The organism is Halomonas sp. CH40 (assembly GCA_041875495.1).
In the GTDB taxonomy this organism is placed as follows: domain Bacteria; phylum Pseudomonadota; class Gammaproteobacteria; order Pseudomonadales; family Halomonadaceae; genus Vreelandella.
Map to the genome: position 1 here is coordinate 566,046 of CP112982.1, position 20,263 is coordinate 586,308.

Sequence of the window (20,263 nt, forward strand, 5' to 3'; positions counted from 1 at the left end):
CTGACCACGCTGGGCATGAGCTTCAGCGACGGGGAGGGCAACACCCTGCAGCGTGATCTGGGTGAAACGCTGACCATAGAAGACGTGGCGGATGGCAGCGGCAACAGCAACCTCAGTGTCGATGCCTCCGGCACCGATACGCTGCAGATTGCCATGACCGACCAGCCAACCTTTGGCACTGTCGCCGTCAATACTGCAGGCAATGGCACCATCACCGGGCTGACCAACACGGATCTCAGCGACCCGACGTTTGGCATATCCACTCGTGCCGCGACGGAAGAACAGCTGGCTATCGTTAACACCCAGGCCACTTCACCGCTGACGTTCATCGGTGACAACGGGCCGGTTAAGGTTGACCGCAAACTGGGCGAGACACTGAATGTTACCGGCGGCGCCACTGGTACCCTGACCACCGGCAACATCGGTGTCGAAGCTAACGGCACGGATACGCTGGAAATCAAACTGGCAGAAAGCGTTGATCTAGGCACCAACGGCAGCGTCCAGACGGGCAATACCACGGTCAATAATGATGGTGTGGCTATCACCGGCGGCCCGAGCATGACGGCCTCCGGTGGTATTGACGCCAACAACCAGAAGATCACCAACGTGGCGGCGGGCGATGTTGCCCCCGGCAGCACCGATGCGGTGAACGGTGGCCAGCTTGACCAGGTTGAAACCGGCCTGACCACGCTGGGCATGAACTTCAGCGATGGAGAAGGCAACACCCTGCAGCGTGATCTGGGCGAAACACTGACCATAGAAGACGTGGCCGATGCCAGCGGCAACAGCAACCTCAGTGTCGATGCCTCCGGCACCGATACGCTGCAGATTGCCATGACCGACCAGCCAACCTTTGGCACTGTCGCCGTCAATACTGCAGGCAATGGCACCATCACCGGGCTGACCAACCAGACGTTGACCGCCGCCAACTTTGCCATATGCACTGGCCGCGCCGCGACGGAAGAACAGCTGGATATCGTTAACACCCAGGCCACTTCACCGCTGACGTTCATCGGTGACAACGGGCCGGTCAAGGTTGACCGCAAACTGGGCGAGACGCTGAATGTTACCGGTGGTGCTACCGGCACCCTGACCACCGGCAACATCGGTGTGGAAGCCAACGGCGCTGATACGCTGGAAATCAAACTGGCCAGCAAGCTCAGTGACCTGGAAGAAGTGGCCATCACCGATGGCCCAACGCTGAATGATAGCGGTATCGACATGAATGGTGACAAGATCACCGGCCTTGCCGCTGGCGATGTTGCCCCTGGCAGCACCGATGCGGTGAACGGTGGCCAGCTTGATCAGGTTGAAACCGACCTGACCACGCTGGGCATGAGCTTCAGCGACGGGGAGGGCAACACCCTGCAGCGTGATCTGGGTGAAACGCTGACCATAGAAGACGTGGCGGATGGCAGCGGCAACAGCAACCTCAGTGTCGATGCCTCCGGCACCGATACGCTGCAGATTGCCATGACCGACCAGCCAACCTTTGGCACTGTCGCCGTCAATACCGCAGGCAATGGCACCATCACCGGGCTGACCAACACCACCTACGACCCCACCAACGTGGTGGCCGATCGGGCCGCGACCGAAGGGCAGGTGGATCAGGTGGCCACGGACCTGACCGATACCGGGTTCAAGATCACCGCGGATAATCAGGATCTGGGCGGTGATAGTAACGACACCGTCAAACTCGGCGAGACCGTTAACTACACCAACGACGACAGCAACCTGGTCGCCACGGTGCGCGACAACGAGATCGTCTACGACCTGGCCGCCAACATCACAGTGGACGAGGTCAAGGCGGATGATGGCCTGGGCGGCATCACCACCCTGGACAGCAGCGGGGTCACCGTCACTGACGGTACTCAGACCACCACGACTACCGCCGGTGACACCACCTACGCCGACGGCAGCGGCAACACCACCGTGGCCAGCGCCGATGGCACGGATGTCACCGATGCTGCCGGTAATAACAGCGTCTACGGCGCCACCGGCACCACCGTCACCGACGCTGCCGGTAACACCAGCCGCCTGACCGGGGATAGCCTGACCGTGGGCAGCACCAACCCCGTCGAGGTCGACGGCACAGCCGGTGAGATCACCGGGCTGACCAACACCACCTACGACCCCACCAACGTGGTGGCCGACCGGGCCGCGACCGAAGGGCAGGTGGATCAGGTGGCCACGGACCTGACCGATACCGGGTTCAAGATCACCGCGGATAATCAGGATCTGGGCGGTGATAGTAACGACACCGTCAAACTCGGCGAGACCGTTAACTACACCAACGACGACAGCAACCTGGTCGCCACGGTGCGCGACAACGAGATCGTCTACGACCTGGCCGCCAACATCACGGTGGACGAGGTCAAGGCGGATGACGGCCTGGGCGGCATCACCACCCTGGACAGCAGCGGGGTCACAGTGGGAGGGTTGAGTACCAATGACCCGACCACCACAGTGGGAGCAGGCACCATAAACGTAGCCGGTGTTGGCGGAATTAATGATATCGCCATCGACGGTAATACGGGCACCATCACCGGCCTCACCAACACCGACCTTGAAGGTGAAACCTTCGGTGAAGCAGGCCGCGCCGCTACGGAAGAGCAGCTGCAGCTGGTCAGCAATACCGCCAATGCCGGTTGGAACCTGACCGATGGTAGTAATGAAGCCAATATCGGCCCAGATGGCAAAGTCAGCTTCAGCGGCGATGCCAACATCAATGTGGCTCAGACCGGCAAACAGGATGATGGCAAGATAGAGATCACTCTGGCCAGCAAACTCAGCGGCCTGGAAGAAGTGGCGATTACCGACGGCCCAGCGTTAAGCAACACCGGTATCGATATGGGTGGCCAACCCATCACCAACCTGGCCAGTGGCCTGGGTGAAACACCAGTTCAGGATATCGAAGGCGATGCCCTTGGCAATGCCATCAATGCCGGTGACCTCAAGAACGTGGCCAGTGATCTGGGCTCTGAAGTAGCGGCTGCCAAAACCGAGGTGGAAGCAGGCCCTAGCAACAACATCACAGTGGCCGACCGTATCGGTGAAGAAGGCCAGACCATCTACACTGTGGATACTGCCGATGAACTCAGCTTCACCAAGCTGGAAGTAGGCAGCGTCACTATGGATGCTGGCAATGTGGATGAAAACGGCAACACCCTGATCACCGGTGTAGGCGCTGGGGATATCAGCGAAGGCAGCACTGATGCCATCAACGGCGGCCAGCTGCACCAGCTCGCCGGTGATATCAACAACACTGAAGGCGGCTTGGGTATTCGCTATGTACGCACCAACGACCAAGGAGAAGACCCGGTTAGCGATGCCTTTGCTGTGGGTGAAGGCTCCACGGCGGTAGGTTATGAAGCTCGCGCCACAGCCACTAACGCCCTGGCGCTGGGCTACAAGGCCATGGCAGAACATCAAGGCAGTGTGGCATTAGGTGAAAATGCCATTACCAGCGCACCGGTTGGCACTGAGACCGTCACCATTGGTGATAACACCTACACCTTTGCAGGCACCACGCCGCTGGCTACCGTCAGTATTGGCAGCCCAGGGGCAGAACGCACCATCACCAATCTGGCAGCAGGGCGTATCAGCGAGACCAGCACCGATGCCATCAACGGCAGCCAGCTGTACGCGTTTGCCAACCGCTTTGATGAACGCCTGACCCAGGTAGAAGGTGATCTGGGTGAGGTAAGCGAAACCGTGACTGGCACCCTGCCAGGCAGCGGCCCGGATGCGGTTACCTACGCCAAGGATGACCAAGGCAATATTGATAAAAACACTGTAGCACTGGGTGGCGACGAGGGCGGCACTAAGCTCACCAATGTGGCGCCTGCGAGTATCACCCCGGATAGTTCAGATGCGGTCACTGGCGGCCAGCTGCATGGCACCAACCAGAACGTAGCTGGCAACACCGCTGATATTGCAGGTAATACCAGTCAGATTGCAGGCAACACCAGCAACATCGCGGGCAACTCAGGCGATATTGCCGATAACCGTTCTCGGATTGACGGCAATACACGGGATATCGGCACCAACCGCGATAACATCGCTGAAATTGGCAGCACCGTGGATAAGGGCATGAACTTTGGCGCCGACCAGGGGGATACCGTCAATCGCAAGCTGGGTGATACCGTGGCAATTACCGGTGATAACAACATCACTACCCGCACCACCGGCAACGGCGTGCAGGTTATGCTCAACCGTGAGCTGGATGTGGATAGCGTCACCGCAGGCAATACCACTGTCAGCAATGAAGGGGTGCGCATTCAGGATGGCCCAAGCATGACGGTGGATGGCTTTGATGCCAATGGCACCACCATCACCAACGTGGCGCCCGGCGTGAACGCGGGTGATGCAGTGAATGTTGGCCAGATGAACGCTTTGGGCCAGCGCTTCGCCCAGGAAATTGGCGATGTGCATAACCGCATTGATGATGTGGCTCGGGATGCCAGCGCAGGTATTGCCTCGGTCGCGGCTATGGGCAATGCTCCTTATGTGCCTGGCAAGCTCACTTATCATGTCGGGGGTGGTCATCACAATGGCGAAAGCGCCGTTGGCGTTAACTTCCGCCGCACTGCTGATAACGGCCGCTGGAGCCTGAATGCCGGTATCTCAGGCTCACGAGCAGGTGCAACCATTGGTCTGGGTATTTCAGGTGTGATTGATTAACCCTAAATTTGGTACTCAACCCTCACCGCCGGCTGGCTCGGCGGTGAGCAAAAGGAACAGGTAACTACCATGAAACAACCACGTACACTACTGGCACTTGGCCTTGCTATCGGATTGGCAGGCTGTGCCTCATCGGCTTCTACGCCCAACGCCCAGGAAGACGAAACCCGCTTCCCTGACCTGGACAGCACCTATCTGGACACCGGCGACTTTATCGACCCGGAAAGCGTACTGCGTATTTCCCAGGGCCAGCACAAGGATCAGGTGCGTCGCCTGCTGGGCCACCCGCACTTTAGTGAAGGCATCTTCAACGTGCGCGAATGGGATTACGCCTTCAACTTCTATACCGGCGAAGGCAGTGCCTATATTACCTGCCAATATAAGCTGCGCTTTGATAATGAGAACCGGGTAACCAGCAGCCACTGGCGCGACCCCGAGTGCCCCGTGCTGCTGGTGCCCATTGAAGTAGAAGAAGAAAACCAGAGCCAGGCCTTGACCCTTTCCGGCGATGTGCTGTTTGACTTCGACAGCGCCGAACTAACCCTGGAAGGCCGCCGCGCCATAGACCGCCTGGCAGAGCAGCTGCAGCAAAACTACGCCAACCCGGTTCTGCATATCATTGGCTACACTGACCGCTTTGGATCAAAGCAATACAACATTGACCTTTCCTACCAGCGCGCCACCGCGGTAAAAAATCAGCTGGTGAGCCGTGGCCTGCCTGGCAACCGTATTGCCACAGCGGGCCGAGGCGAAGCCGACCCAGTTGTTAACTGTGCAGGCGCTGCCACCCCAGCGGTTAAGGAATGCCTGAAACTCAATCGCCGCGTTGTCATTAATATCGGCGGTGAACGCCGCTAACCCCTCCCCAATAAGGTGCAGGGTGAAACGTTGATCTCACCCTGCACCTCACGCCTCGCATATTAAAAAACAGTGTTCTGTAATGTAAACAAAAAATAACCCGCTATTTAACAATTCAGATTATGGGTGAATGTTAAATAGTGCGGTTTTGAGCATTCTTGCTTGCAAGATACACTATTTTTAACCTTTGTTTTTATTAAGCGGTAAAAAATTTAAATTGATAGCCTGATCGGGATTTATATAAAAATAAGTATTATAAAAAGTAAACAGCTGAGTTTTTATACAAGATTTTGTTTTTAAAGAATGTTTGATTATAAAATAAAATTATCTTATTAATCCGTTAATTATAAGAGTGGAAATGGTAATCTCTTGAAATGGTCAGGGTGAGTAAAAAGCCTACTATTTCAAGATGTTATCTGACTTTGAGTGGAGCATCGGAGGGCAAGATAAGCAGGGAAATCTTTCACATAAAATAATGCTAATACATGCTGTTACACTTCATAGTGTGAAACAAAACAAACGTTTAAATAGTGATGGTTTAACAATTCCGCCTGTTTTATTGGTGCTAATATGAACAATGTTTAACCGTCGTTGATAAGCCCTATTCAAGGGTCGAGAATGCTCTCCAAGTTAAAAGCCAGTGACACGCCAGCCTGAACTTTGATGTTGAAATGCGCGATATCACCCGCGATGCAAAATAAGTTGCTGCGACGAAAGGAAGCGAGGTCAGCACTTCTACCCGAAAGGGTAGCGGCGTTGGCTTTTATGCGTACCGGCTTTTGGCGTTGAAACGGAGTTTTTGGAAAAAGTGCCAGGAAGGGCGCGCGGCATTGACGCCGAAGCAAGCCAACACAGGCGCAAAAGCATTTGTGTTGGGCAACCCAACTGAATTCAGCAAGCAAAGAATAGCCTGGCGCCTCTGATAAAAAGGCACCGCCAGTAAACCTAAAAGAATGTGCAACGGGGTGATGACGCCCCTGTCACCCCAAACGCAAGTGGAGTTAGAGAATGAATAATGTATTTCGTCTGATCTGGAACCGTACCTTAGGTAGGCTGGTGGTCGCGTCTGAAGCGGCCCGTAGCTGTGATAAATCCGCTACCCGGCAAGGGGTGGTTGGCCAACTGCCGGCGCCGGAAGCCGCCTCAAGCATTCCTGCTCTGCTGCGCCCAGCCGTTATCGCTGTGGCACTCGTTGCAGGCTCGATGACACTGCCGTCCCAAACAGCTATGGCAGGGCCTGGCGAGGAAGAAAGTCCCAATAACTCTGCTTCAACTTGTAACATAAATGATATAGCAATGGGTCTGGATGCCACAGCTTGCGGGCCATTTGCAACGGCCATTGGTTATAATGCGTTTGCGGGAGGGGTGGATGGCTATGGTGTTGCAATTGGTACGAGTGCTGATGCACGTAACCGCGGTATTGCTATAGGTCAACTGTCAGTAGCTAATGAGCATGGAGTAGCTGTTGGTACTCAGGCTGTAGCTAAATTTAATACAGTCGCTATTGGCCGTTTAAGTTCAGCAGGAGGGGATGGATCTGTCGCTATTGGTTATAACAGTGAATCTGGAACTGAGAATATCAGAATTCCTAATTCAGTTTTGCCAAATTGGGACTCAAACACTTTGCAAAAAGGCGTGGCGATAGGCTATGGCACTTACGCGCCTGGCAGTGTTGCTATCGGTGATCAGGCCCGAGCTGGAGCCACCAAAGCTGATACGGGTACTAACTTTGCGAAAGTAGGTACCGCCATCGGTGGTGGTACCTTAGCTGAAGGTCATCTTTCAATTGCTATTGGTGCTGGCCGCAATAACCCGACAACAGCATCGGGAACCAGAAGTATTGCTTTAGGTAATCTTAGTGAGGCCTCTGAAAGGGGGGCTATGGCATTTGGTGTTGCGGCGGAGAGTACGGGTAGAAATGCCATTGCAATTGGTTCAGGGAATGGGGTCTTAAATAATGCTGGTGACCTCATTGCTTATGAGAAGACGCAAGCAGAAGGTGTAGATTCGGTTGCAATTGGTAGATTGACTAAAGCCTCAGGCTTAAATGCTATTGCAATTGGTCGTGAGGCCAGTGCTGCTGCGAATAACACATCTGCCTTTGGTCGTGACGCTAAAGCCTCGGGTGCTTCTAGTACTGCCGTTGGAAGAAACTCTAAAGCAACTGAGTTAGGCGCAAGCGCCTTTGGCTTGAACGCTGAAGCGACAGGAGAAGCCTCAACGGCACTTGGCCGTTTTGCGCGTTCGTCAGGCGAGGAGTCAGCTGCCGTTGGACGCAGTGCTGCGGCATCGGGTGTTAGTAGTACTGCCGTTGGTAGGCAAGCTAGCGCTTCCGCTTCGAGTGCTTCTGCCGTGGGGAATGGCGCTAAAGCAACAGCAAATTTTGCTTCTGCCTTTGGTGTGAATGCAGAGGCGAGCGGTACGAGCTCTCTTGCCTTGAGCTTCTCGAATGCAACAGCCGAGAGGGCGATTGCTATAGGTCCTAATGCTGTAGCTTCGTCTGACCGAACTGTGGCCGTAGGTAGCACCGCTAAAGCCCTAGGCTCTCAGTCAGTCGCTATCGGGAGGGATAGTACCGCACAAGATGAAAAGACGATTGCCTTGGGGGCTTTTGCGACGGCAAATAAAGGAGGCGCGATTGCACTCGGCAGTAGCACTCTAGTGGACGGTAAACACTCCATTGCCATGGGGCGTCAGTCTGAAGTATCAGGTGAAAGAAGCATGGCCCTTGGTCAGGATGCCAAGGTGGGTACCTATGATACCAATGGTGATGCAACCAGCTCTGCCAATAAAGCTATTGCATTAGGTGATTCTGCGAGTGCTAGTGCCAATAATGCGACCGCCGTGGGTTTAAGAGCTGAGGCTTCGGCTCTAAACGCTTCCGCCTTTGGTGTGGATGCAACCGCGTCTGGTAGCGGTTCGATTGCCTTGGGTTTCTCAAATGCAACGAAAGAAAATGCAATTTCTGTGGGTGCGAGCGCTAATGCAACAGCCGAGCGTGCTATCGCGATTGGCAACAGTAGCAAAGCCTCCGTCGATGATGCGATCGCCATGGGTGCCGGCGCGCAAGCCACAGGTCTCGACGCCATTGCTATGGGTTCCGGTGCCAAAGCTTCTGGTGAGCAAAGCATTAGTATTGGTTACGGAAACGAAGTTTCGGGCGCTCATTCGGGGGCCGTTGGTGACCCGAATAATATAAGTGGTACAGGCTCATACGCACAGGGTAACGACAATACCATTGAGGCCGACAATGCCGGTGCTTTTGGTAACAACAATACCCTTACGGCTACTGCAGCCGGTAGCCGTATCATCGGTAATGACAATAACCTTGATGTAGCTGATGCCTTTGTAATGGGTAATGGCGCGGATGTCACTGTTGCCGGTGGCGTGGCGCTGGGTTCAGGTTCAGTTGCCAGCACTGATGCCGGTACTACTACTGGGGTTTATGGTTACGATGTTTCCACAGATGCTGCTGCTGCCCCCACCTCCGAAATAGGGGCTACACAAAGCACCAAGGGAGCTGTTTCTGTTGGCGGTGGTACTGGAAACGATCGCCGCCAGATCACCAATCTCGCCGCCGGTGCTCAGGATACTGATGCGGTCAACGTCGCCCAGTTGAAGGCGGTGCGCGATATTGCTGGCAGCGGTTGGGATGTTAATACCAGTGACGATGCCACAGTGACGGCTAGCACAGTGGCTGCAGGTAAAGAAGTTGATTTCGTCAGCTCTGATAGCAATGTGGCTATCACCCACACGCAGGATACCAACGGCGATACAGATGTTGATTTCAGCCTGTCTGATGACCTGACGATTGCTAGCAGTATCTCAGTTACCGGTGGCCCGACCATCAATAGCACCGGCATCAACATGGGCGATGACAAAATCACCAACCTGGCGACGGGTACAGCGGATAGCGATGCCGCTAATGTGGGTCAGTTAACGGTTGTAGACGCAGGCACAAATGCCTCTGTGACAGCTGCGACTGATGCCACCACAGGCCAGACCACCTACACCGTGGATGCTGATGGCACGACGGTTAGCGCGGGTTCAACGGATGTGACTGTGGTGGCGGGTACAAAAGATGCGACCACCAACCTGACGGATTATGCAGTTGACCTGAGCCTGGATGCCAAGAACAGCCTGGAAAATGCCAACAAGGGCTGGGAACTCCAAGCCAATAGTGAACTTACGACCGACAACATCGGCCCGGGCGAAACGGCGATTTTTGCTGAAGGCAAGAATATTGACGTTAGCCGTGATGCAAACAAGATCACCGTTGCCACGAAAGATGAAGTAGAGTTCACTCAGATCACAGTAGGTGATGCGACTGACCCAGCTAACAGCACAGTGATCACCAATGCGGGTGATGGCCTGGATGTGGGTGGTGATCAGATCACCAACGTCGGCAGCGGCCTAACCAACGTCGCCGGTGATGTTGTTAACAACATTGATGACGCCAACCCGGATAACGCCGCGAACATTGGCGATCTTCAGAACGTCAATAACGACCTGATTGATACTGGCTTCAACATTACCGCTGACAATAGCGGCTTGGCAGACCCTTCAATCACTGAAGATAACGTCAAGCTGGGCGAAACCGTTGATTACACCAGCGCCGATGGCAACATCGTTACCACCTTCGGGAACAACGACAACGAGATCGACTTTGGTTTGGCGAACGTCGTCACCGTGGGTGATACCACTGACGCAACCAAAAACCCTGTCACCATTGATGGCGACGCCGGTACGGTGGGTGGCCTGACCAACACCACCTTGACTGACCCGGCCTTCGCCACGGCGGGGCGTGCGGCCACGGAAGAACAGTTAAGCGTTCTGGCGACGGATGGCCTAGACTTCACCGGTAACGATAACTCTGCAGGTGATGTGCATCGTGACCTGGGTGAGACACTTGCCATCGAAGGTGGGGCGACGTCTGGCGGCACCTATACAGGGGCTAATCTGCGCACAGTGACGGACCCAGCCAATGGCGCCATCAATCTGCAGATGACAGACTCACCTGACTTCACCAACGTCAATGTCTCTGGCGATTTAGACGTTGATGGCACAACCACGCTGGGCGACAACTTCTCCGTGGTGGGCGATCAGGTAACCTACAATATCGCACCTGATCAGATCACCAACGGCACTCAGGTCGTCAACAAAGACTACGTTGACAGCAAAGAAACTCACTACTATAGCGTCAATGATGTTGGCACTCAGCAAGGCAACTTCAATAACGAAGGCGCTGTGGGTGACTACGCCCTGGCAGCGGGTACTAATGCGTTAGCCGAAAGCGGGTTTTCAGTTGCTGTGGGTGATGGCGCTACAACAAAGGTCTTTGGAAGTGGCCAGGTAGCCATCGGTAATGACGCTACCACTTTTGGCCAAGGTGATATTGCCATTGGTATGAATGCTCAAGCCAATGGTGCAGGTAATGTGGTGATTGGTGACGGTGCTAAGGCCTCGACGGCCGGTGAGAGAGATGGTGTTGCACTTGGCCATGACGCTGAAGTGACTTATAGCGAGGGTGTTGCGCTGGGTAGCGACTCTGTTGCTGATGGCAGCACGCTGAGCACAGCGGCCTATGTGCCCACAGGCGCCACGTCTGTAGCGGCTGATGATCCCGAAAGCGAAGTCTCGGTGGGCGCTCCTACTCAGCCATTAGACTCCGCTGATTCAGAGCGTCGTATCACCAACGTAGCTGCCGGTGCGACAGATACCGATGCGGTTAACGTCAGCCAGTTGAAGGCGTTGGACAGCGTTGTAGACCAAGGCTTCAACATCACCGCAGACACTGCCGATCTGGCAGATCCAGCGGCAACGGAAGACACCGTCAAGCTGGGTGACACCGTTGCTTACACCAGTACCGATGGCAATATCACCACTACGGTGCGTGACAACGAAATCGACTTTGGTTTGGCGAGCGTTGTCACCGTCGGCGATGCCACGGACGCAACTCAAACCCCCGTCACGATTGATGGCGACGCCGGTACTGTTGGTGGCCTGACTAACACCACCTTCGATCCGGGTAACTTCACCTCTGGGCAGGCAGCAACAGAAGACCAGCTGAAAGATGTCAGTGATGTGGCCAATGCGGGTTGGAACGTTCAAACCACTGACGCCGATGCTACCGTCAGCAATGTAGCGCCAAGCAAAAAAGTTGATTTCGTCAGTTCTGATAACAATGTGGCTATCACCCACACGCAGGATGCCAACGGCGATACGGATGTTGATTTCAGCTTGTCTGATAACCTGACGATTGCTAACAGCATCTCAGTTACCGGTGGCCCGACCATCAATGGCACCGGCATCAACATGGGCGATGACAAAATCACCAACCTGGCGCCGGGGACAGCGGATACCGATGCCGCCAATGTAGGCCAGTTGACGGCTGTAGACGCAGGCACAAATGCCTCTGTGACAGCCGCGATTGATGCTACCACAGGCCAGACCACCTACACGGTGGATGCTGATGGCACGACGGTTAGCGCGGGTTCAACGGATGTTACTGTGGTGGCAGGCACAAAAGATGCGACCACCAACCTGACGGATTACGCCGTTGACCTTAGCCAGGATGCCAAGGACAGCCTGGAAAATGCCAACAAGGGCTGGGAACTCCAAGCCAATAGTGAACTTACGACCGACAACATCGGCCCGGGTGAAACGGCGATTTTTGCTGAAGGCAAGAATATTGACGTTAGCCGTGATGTAAACAAGATCACCGTTGCCACGAAAGATGAAGTAGAGTTCACTCAGATCACAGTAGGTGATGCGACTGACCCAGCTAACAGCACAGTGATCACCAATGCGGGTGATGGCCTGGATGTGGGTGGTGATCAGATCACCAACGTCGGCAGCGGCCTAACCAACGTCGCCGGTGATGTTGTTAACAACATTGATGACGCCAACCCGGATAACGCCGCGAACATTGGCGATCTTCAGAACGTCAATAACGACCTGATTAACACTGGTTTCAACATTACCGCTGACAATAGCGGCTTGGCAGACCCTTCAATCACTGAAGATAACGTCAAGCTGGGCGAAACCGTTGATTACACCAGCGCCGATGGCAACATCGTTACCACCTTCGGGAACAACGACAACGAGATCGACTTTGGTTTGGCGAACGTCGTCACCGTGGGTGATACCACGGACGCAACCAAAAACCCTGTCACGATTGATGGCGACGCCGGTACGGTGGGTGGCCTAACTAACACCACCTTCGATCCGGGTAACTTCACCTCTGGGCAGGCAGCAACAGAAGACCAGCTGAAAGATGTCAGTGATGTGGCCAATGCGGGTTGGAACGTTCAAACCACTGACGCCGATGCTACCGTCAGCAATGTAGCGCCAAGCAAAAAAGTTGATTTCGTCAGTTCTGATAACAATGTGGCTATCACCCACACGCAGGATGCCAACGGCGATACGGATGTTGATTTCAGCTTGTCTGATAACCTGACGATTGCTAACAGCATCTCAGTTACCGGTGGCCCGACCATCAATGGCACCGGCATCAACATGGGCGATGACAAAATCACCAACCTGGCGCCGGGTACAGCGGATACCGATGCCGCCAATGTAGGCCAGTTGACGGCTGTAGACGCAGGCACAAATGCCTCTGTGACAGCCGCGATTGATGCTACCACAGGCCAGACCACCTACACGGTGGATGCTGATGGCACGACGGTTAGCGCGGGTTCAACGGATGTTACTGTGGTGGCAGGCACAAAAGATGCGACCACCAACCTGACGGATTACGCCGTTGACCTTAGCCAGGATGCCAAGGACAGCCTGGAAAATGCCAACAAGGGCTGGGAACTCCAAGCCAATAGTGAACTTACGACCGACAACATCGGCCCGGGTGAAACGGCGATTTTTGCTGAAGGCAAGAATATTGACGTTAGCCGTGATGCAAACAAGATCACCGTTGCCACGAAAGATGAAGTAGAGTTCACTCAGATCACAGTAGGTGATGCGACTGACCCAGCTAACAGCACAGTGATCACCAATGCGGGTGATGGCCTGGATGTGGGTGGTGATCAGATCACCAACGTTGGCAGCGGCTTGACCGGCACAACCCTGGAAACCGCTGAAGGCGACGACCTTACCAATGCGGTAAACGTGGGCGATCTTCAGAGTGCCAATACCGACCTGATTGACAAAGGCTTCAACATCACCGCGGATAACACCAATCTGGCTACGGCTGATGACAACGTCAAACTCGGCGGGACGGTTGATTTCACCAGTGCTGACGGCAACATCATCACCACGGTGGATGATAACGAAATCGACTTCGGTCTGGGCAACGAGCTGACGGTTGGCGAAGACGGCGAGCCAGGCTCTATCACCATCGTTGGCCAGGACGGCATCGACGGTAAGGACGGCATCGCGCTGAACGGTAAAGACGGCACTATCGGCCTGACCGGCCCTGCTGGCCCCAATGGTACGGATGGTCTGACGACCATCTCGATCCAGAACGGCACGCCGGGTGTGAATGGTGTTGATGGCGAGACACGCATTATCTACACCGATCCGGAAGGCAACGATCAGGAAGTCGCTACGCTGGATGATGGCCTGAAGTTTGTTGGCGACGACGGCGAAGTGGTTGAGCGCAAGCTGAACGACACCCTTGGCTTGACCGGCGGCGCGGATACCGAGGCGCTGACCGACAAGAACATCGGCATTACCAAGAAAGACGATGGCACCCTGAATGTGCAGCTGGCCGAGAACGTCAACCTGGGTGATAAAGGTAGCGTCCAGATGGGTAACACTACGGTCAACAACGATGGGCTGACCATTGTTGATGGCCCAACCATCAGCAAAGACGGTATCGATATGGGTGGCCTCGATACTAACGGCGAGCCAACCAACAAGATCACTAACCTGGCACCGGGCACTGACGGTACCGATGCGGTGAATGTTGATCAGTTGACGGATGTTGAAGATATCGCCTCCGCTGGCTGGGATGTGTTGACGAGCGATACAACAAACGACGCGTTTAGCAACGTAGCCCCGAATGGAAAAGTCGACTTTGTCAGCGAAGACGGCAGCATCGTGGTTGAGCACACACGCGATGATCAAACAGGTAACACCAGCATTGACTTCGGTCTGGGCAACGAGCTGACGGTTGGCGAAGACGGCGAGCCAGGCTCTATCACCATCGTTGGCCAGGACGGCATCGACGGTAAGGACGGCATCGCGCTGAACGGTAAAGACGGCACTATCGGCCTGACCGGCCCTGCTGGCCCCAATGGTACGGATGGTCTGACGACCATCTCGATCCAGAACGGCACGCCGGGTGTGAATGGTGTTGATGGCGAGACACGCATTATCTACACCGATCCGGAAGGCAACGATCAGGAAGTCGCTACGCTGGATGATGGCCTGAAGTTTGTTGGCGACGACGGCGAAGTGGTTGAGCGCAAGCTGAACGACACCCTTGGCTTGACCGGCGGCGCGGATACCGAGGCGCTGACCGACAAGAACATCGGCATTACCAAGAAAGACGATGGCACCCTGAATGTGCAGCTGGCCGAGAACGTCAACCTGGGTGATAAAGGTAGCGTCCAGATGGGTAACACTACGGTCAACAACGATGGGCTGACCATTGTTGATGGCCCAACCATCAGCAAAGACGGTATCGATATGGGTGGCCTCGATACTAACGGCGAGCCAACCAACAAGATCACTAACCTGGCACCGGGCACTGACGGTACCGATGCGGTGAATGTTGATCAGTTGACGGATGTTGAAGATATCGCCTCCGCTGGCTGGGATGTGTTGACGAGCGATACAACAAACGACGCGTTTAGCAACGTAGCCCCGAATGGAAAAGTCGACTTTGTCAGCGAAGACGGCAGCATCGTGGTTGAGCACACACGCGATGATCAAACAGGTAACACCAGCATTGACTTCGGTCTGGGCAACGAGCTGACGGTTGGCGAAGACGGCGAGCCAGGCTCTATCACCATCGTTGGCCAGGACGGCATCGACGGTAAGGACGGCATCGCGCTGAACGGTAAAGACGGCACTATCGGCCTGACCGGCCCTGCTGGCCCCAATGGTACGGATGGTCTGACGACCATCTCGATCCAGAACGGCACGCCGGGTGTGAATGGTGTTGATGGCGAGACACGCATTATCTACACCGATCCGGAAGGCAACGATCAGGAAGTCGCTACGCTGGATGATGGCCTGAAGTTTGTTGGCGACGACGGCGAAGTGGTTGAGCGCAAGCTGAACGACACCCTTGGCTTGACCGGCGGCGCGGATACCGAGGCGCTGACCGACAAGAACATCGGCATTACCAAGAAAGACGATGGCACCCTGAATGTGCAGCTGGCCGAGAACGTCAACCTGGGTGATAAAGGTAGCGTCCAGATGGGTAACACTACGGTCAACAACGATGGGCTGACCATTGTTGATGGCCCAACCATCAGCAAAGACGGTATCGATATGGGTGGCCTCGATACTAACGGCGAGCCAACCAACAAGATCACTAACCTGGCACCGGGCACTGACGGTACCGATGCGGTGAATGTTGATCAGTTGACGGATGTTGAAGATATCGCCTCCGCTGGCTGGGATGTGTTGACGAGCGATACAACAAACGACGCGTTTAGCAACGTAGCCCCGAATGGAAAAGTCGACTTTGTCAGCGAAGACGGCAGCATCGTGGTTGAGCACACACGCGATGATCAAACAGGTAACACCAGCATTGACTTCGGTCTGGGCAACGAGCTGACGGTTGGCGAAGACGGCGAGCCAGGCTCTATCACCATCGTTGGCCAGGACGGCATCGACGGTAAGGACGGCATCGCGCTGAACGGCGCAGACGGCACTATCGGCCTGGCCGGCCCTGCTGGCCCCAATGGTACGGATGGTCTGACGACCATCTCGATCCAGAACGGCACGCCGGGTGTGAATGGTGTTGATGGCGAGACACGCATTATCTACACCGATCCGGAAGGCAACGATCAGGAAGTGGCTACGCTGGATGATGGCCTGAAGTTTGTTGGCGACGACGGCGAAGTGGTTGAGCGCAAGCTGAACGACACCCTTGGCTTGACCGGCGGCGCGGATACCGAGGCGCTGACCGACAAGAACATCGGCATTACCAAGAAAGACGATGGCACCCTGAATGTGCAGCTGGCCGAGAACGTCAACCTGGGTGATAAAGGTAGCGTCCAGATGGGTAACACTACGGTCAACAACGATGGGCTGACCATTGTTGATGGCCCAACCATCAGCAAAGACGGTATCGATATGGGTGGCCTCGATACTAACGGCGAGCCAACCAACAAGATCACTAACCTGGCACCGGGCACTGACGGTACCGATGCGGTGAATGTTGATCAGTTGACGGATGTTGAAGATATCGCCTCCGCTGGCTGGGATGTGTTGACGAGCGATACAACAAACGACGCGTTTAGCAACGTAGCCCCGAATGGAAAAGTCGACTTTGTCAGCGAAGACGGCAGCATCGTGGTTGAGCACACGCGCAATGATGAAACAGGTAACACCAGCATCGACTTCGGTTTGGGCAACGAGCTGACGGTTGGCGAAGACGGCGAGCCAGGCTCTATCACCATCGTTGGTGAGAACGGCATCGCGCTGAACGGTAAAGACGGCACTATCGGCCTGACCGGCCCTGCTGGCCCTAATGGAACGGATGGTCTGACGACGATCTCGATCCAGGATCGTACGCCGGGTGTGAATGGTGTTGATGGCGAGACACGCATTATCTACACCGATCCGGAAGGCAACGATCAGGAAGTGGCTACGCTGGATGATGGCCTGAAGTTTGTTGGCGACGACGGCGAAGTGGTTGAGCGCAAGCTGAACGAAACCCTCGGCTTGTCCGGCGGTGCGGATACCGAGGCGCTGACCGACAAGAACATCGGCATTACCAAGAAAGACGACGGCACCCTGAATGTGCAGCTGGCCGAGAACGTCAACCTGGGTGATAAAGGTAGCGTCCAGATGGGTAACACTACGGTCAACAACGATGGGCTGACCATTGTTGATGGCCCAACCATCAGCAAAGACGGTATCGATATGGGTGGCCTCGATACTAACGGCGAGCCAACCAACAAGATCACTAACCTGGCACCGGGCACTGACGGTACCGATGCGGTGAATGTTGATCAGTTGACGGATGTTGAAGATATCGCCTCCGCTGGCTGGGATGTGTTGACGAGCGATACAACAAACGACGCGTTTAGCAACGTAGCCCCGAATGGAAAAGTCGACTTTGTCAGTGAAGACGGCAGCATCGTGGTTGAGCACACACGCGATGATCAAACAGGTAACACCAGCATTGACTTCGGTCTGGGCAACGAGCTGACGGTTGGCGAAGACGGCGAGCCAGGCTCTATCACCATCGTTGGTGAGAACGGCATCGACGGTAAAGACGGCATCGCGCTGAACGGTAAAGACGGCACTATCGGCCTGACCGGCCCTGCTGGCCCTAATGGAACGGATGGTCTGACGACGATCTCGATCCAGGATCGTACGCCGGGTGTGAATGGTGTTGATGGCGAGACACGCATTATCTACACCGATCCGGAAGGCAACGATCAGGAAGTGGCTACGCTGGATGATGGCCTGAAGTTTGTTGGCGACGACGGCGAAGTGGTTGAGCGCAAGCTGAACGAAACCCTCGGCTTGTCCGGCGGTGCGGATACCGAGGCGCTGACCGACAAGAACATCGGCATTACCAAGAAAGACGACGGCACCCTGAATGTGCAGCTGGCCGAGAACGTCAACCTGGGTGACGAAGGTAGCGTTGTGATGGGCGATACCACGGTCAACAACGATGGGCTGACCATTGTTGATGGCCCGAGTGTCACCCAGGGAGGTATCAACGCTGGGGACGATCAGATCACTGGTGTCGGCAGCGGCTTAGGTGATAAATCGCTTAGCGAGTTGAGCGGTGATGCGCTTAACAATGCCGTCAACGTGGGTGACCTGAAGTCGGTCAACGAAACGGCGACAGCTGGTTGGGATCTGCAGGCTAATGCCTTCGCTACCGACAACGTTGCGCCGGGAGAGAAAGTACAGCTGATTGACGGGCAAAACATCGAAATCACCCGTGAAGACGATCAGGTGCTTAAGATTGCAACAGCTAGTGACCTAACGTCTGACAGCCTGACCATTAACGACAATGGCCCCACCATAAACGGCGGTGGCATTGATCTGGGCGGTCTGGATGATGCGGGTAGCCCAACCAACAAGATCACTAACCTGGCACCAGGCGATGTTGCTGAAGACAGCACAGATGCGATTAACGGCTCTCAGCTGTATCAGGTGATCAATAGCGGTGATTTTGATACACGCTACGTCAACACTAATGACGATGGCTTGACCGAGAGTGATTCTTTCGCCAATGCCACTGGCGCCACTGCTGTTGGCTATGAAGCGACTGCTGAAGCTGATCGTTCCTTGGCACTGGGTTATGAGGCCATGGCGACACTGCAAGGTAGCGTGGCGTTGGGTGAAGGTGCTGTTACCACTGAGGTGGGTGGCTATGACAATGCTGATTTCGTTTACACCCTGGGTGCGGACGAAAGCAGCAAGGACTACAGCTTCGCGGGATTGGCTCCTGTGTCTACCGTTAGTGTGGGCAGTGCGGGCAACGAGCGCACCATCACTAACGTTGGGGCGGGGCGCATCACGTCAGATAGCACGGACGCCATCAACGGCAGCCAGCTGTACGCGGCGATGGACTTCATGAATGACCTGGATGGCCGCTTGACCATCGTTGAAGGAGATGAAAGCGATGAAACAGCGGGAGGAACCTTGCCAGGTGGCGGTACGAACGGCGTTGTCAAATATGATCGCGATGGCGATCAAATCGACTACTCCAATGTGACGCTGGAAGGTGAAGACGGCACCACGGTGACCAATGTGGCTGATGGTGATATTGCTGACGATAGCTCGGATGCGATCAACGGCAGCCAGTTGTACGACACCAACCAGAATGTAGCTGGCAACTCATCCAACATTGCTGACAACAGCCAGCGTATTACTAATAACGAAGGCGACATTGCTGATAACAGCCAACGTATTACCACCAACGAAAACAGCATTGGCGATATCAATGAAACGATTGATAAAGGCCTGAACTTTGGTGCTGATGAAGGCGAGGTGGTCAATCGTCAGCTGGGTGACACCGTGGCGATTACCGGTGATGACAATATCACCACCAAGACCACTGATGATGGTGTTCAGGTAACGCTGGAGCGTGACCTGGATGTGGATAGCGTGACCACAGGCGGAACGACCATCAACGACAATGGCTTGACCATTGAAGATGGCCCAAGTGTGACGCGTGATGGCATTGATGCAGGTGGCCAGGTGATCACCAATGTGGCGCCCGGCGTAGAAGCAGGTGATGCCGTCAACGTTGGCCAGATGAACGAACTGGGACAGCGCTTCCAGAATGAGATCAACAACGTCAATGGCCGAATCGATGGCGTTGAGAAAAACGCTAACGCCGGTTCAGCGAGCGCTATTGCGGCAAGTTCTGTGCCACAGGCCTGGAGATCGGGTGAAAGCATGGTGTCGGTTGGTGCGGGTACTTATGGGGGGGAATCAGCGGTTGCGGTAGGCGTGTCACGTCTCTCGGATAATGGCCGCTGGATCATCCAGGGTAAGGTCACCGGCGATTCGCAGGGTAACTTTGGTGCAGGCGTCGGCGCTGGCTGGCACTGGTAAGGGA

General features: G+C 55.1%; 3 protein-coding genes. All 3 read left to right on the top strand.

Going from position 1 to position 20,263, the window contains the following annotated elements:
• Positions 1–15: 15 nt before the first annotated feature.
• The 3 genes from OR573_02695 to OR573_02705 all read left to right on the top strand — a co-directional run bounded on the left by OR573_02695 (position 16) and on the right by OR573_02705 (position 20,259).
• The gene (locus OR573_02695; protein ID XGA80586.1) at positions 16–4,683 is read left to right on the top strand and encodes a YadA-like family protein; all 4,668 of its coding nucleotides are present in this window, start codon (positions 16–18) and stop codon (positions 4,681–4,683) included.
• Between the two features lie 69 nt (positions 4,684–4,752).
• Positions 4,753–5,541, top strand: coding sequence for an OmpA family protein (locus tag OR573_02700; GenBank protein ID XGA80587.1), 789 nt, complete (start codon positions 4,753–4,755; stop codon positions 5,539–5,541).
• Between the two features lie 1,881 nt (positions 5,542–7,422).
• On the top strand, positions 7,423–20,259 hold the full coding sequence (locus OR573_02705) for a YadA-like family protein (GenBank protein ID XGA80588.1): 12,837 nt from the start codon (positions 7,423–7,425) through the stop codon (positions 20,257–20,259).
• The last annotated feature ends 4 nt before the right edge of the window (positions 20,260–20,263 follow it).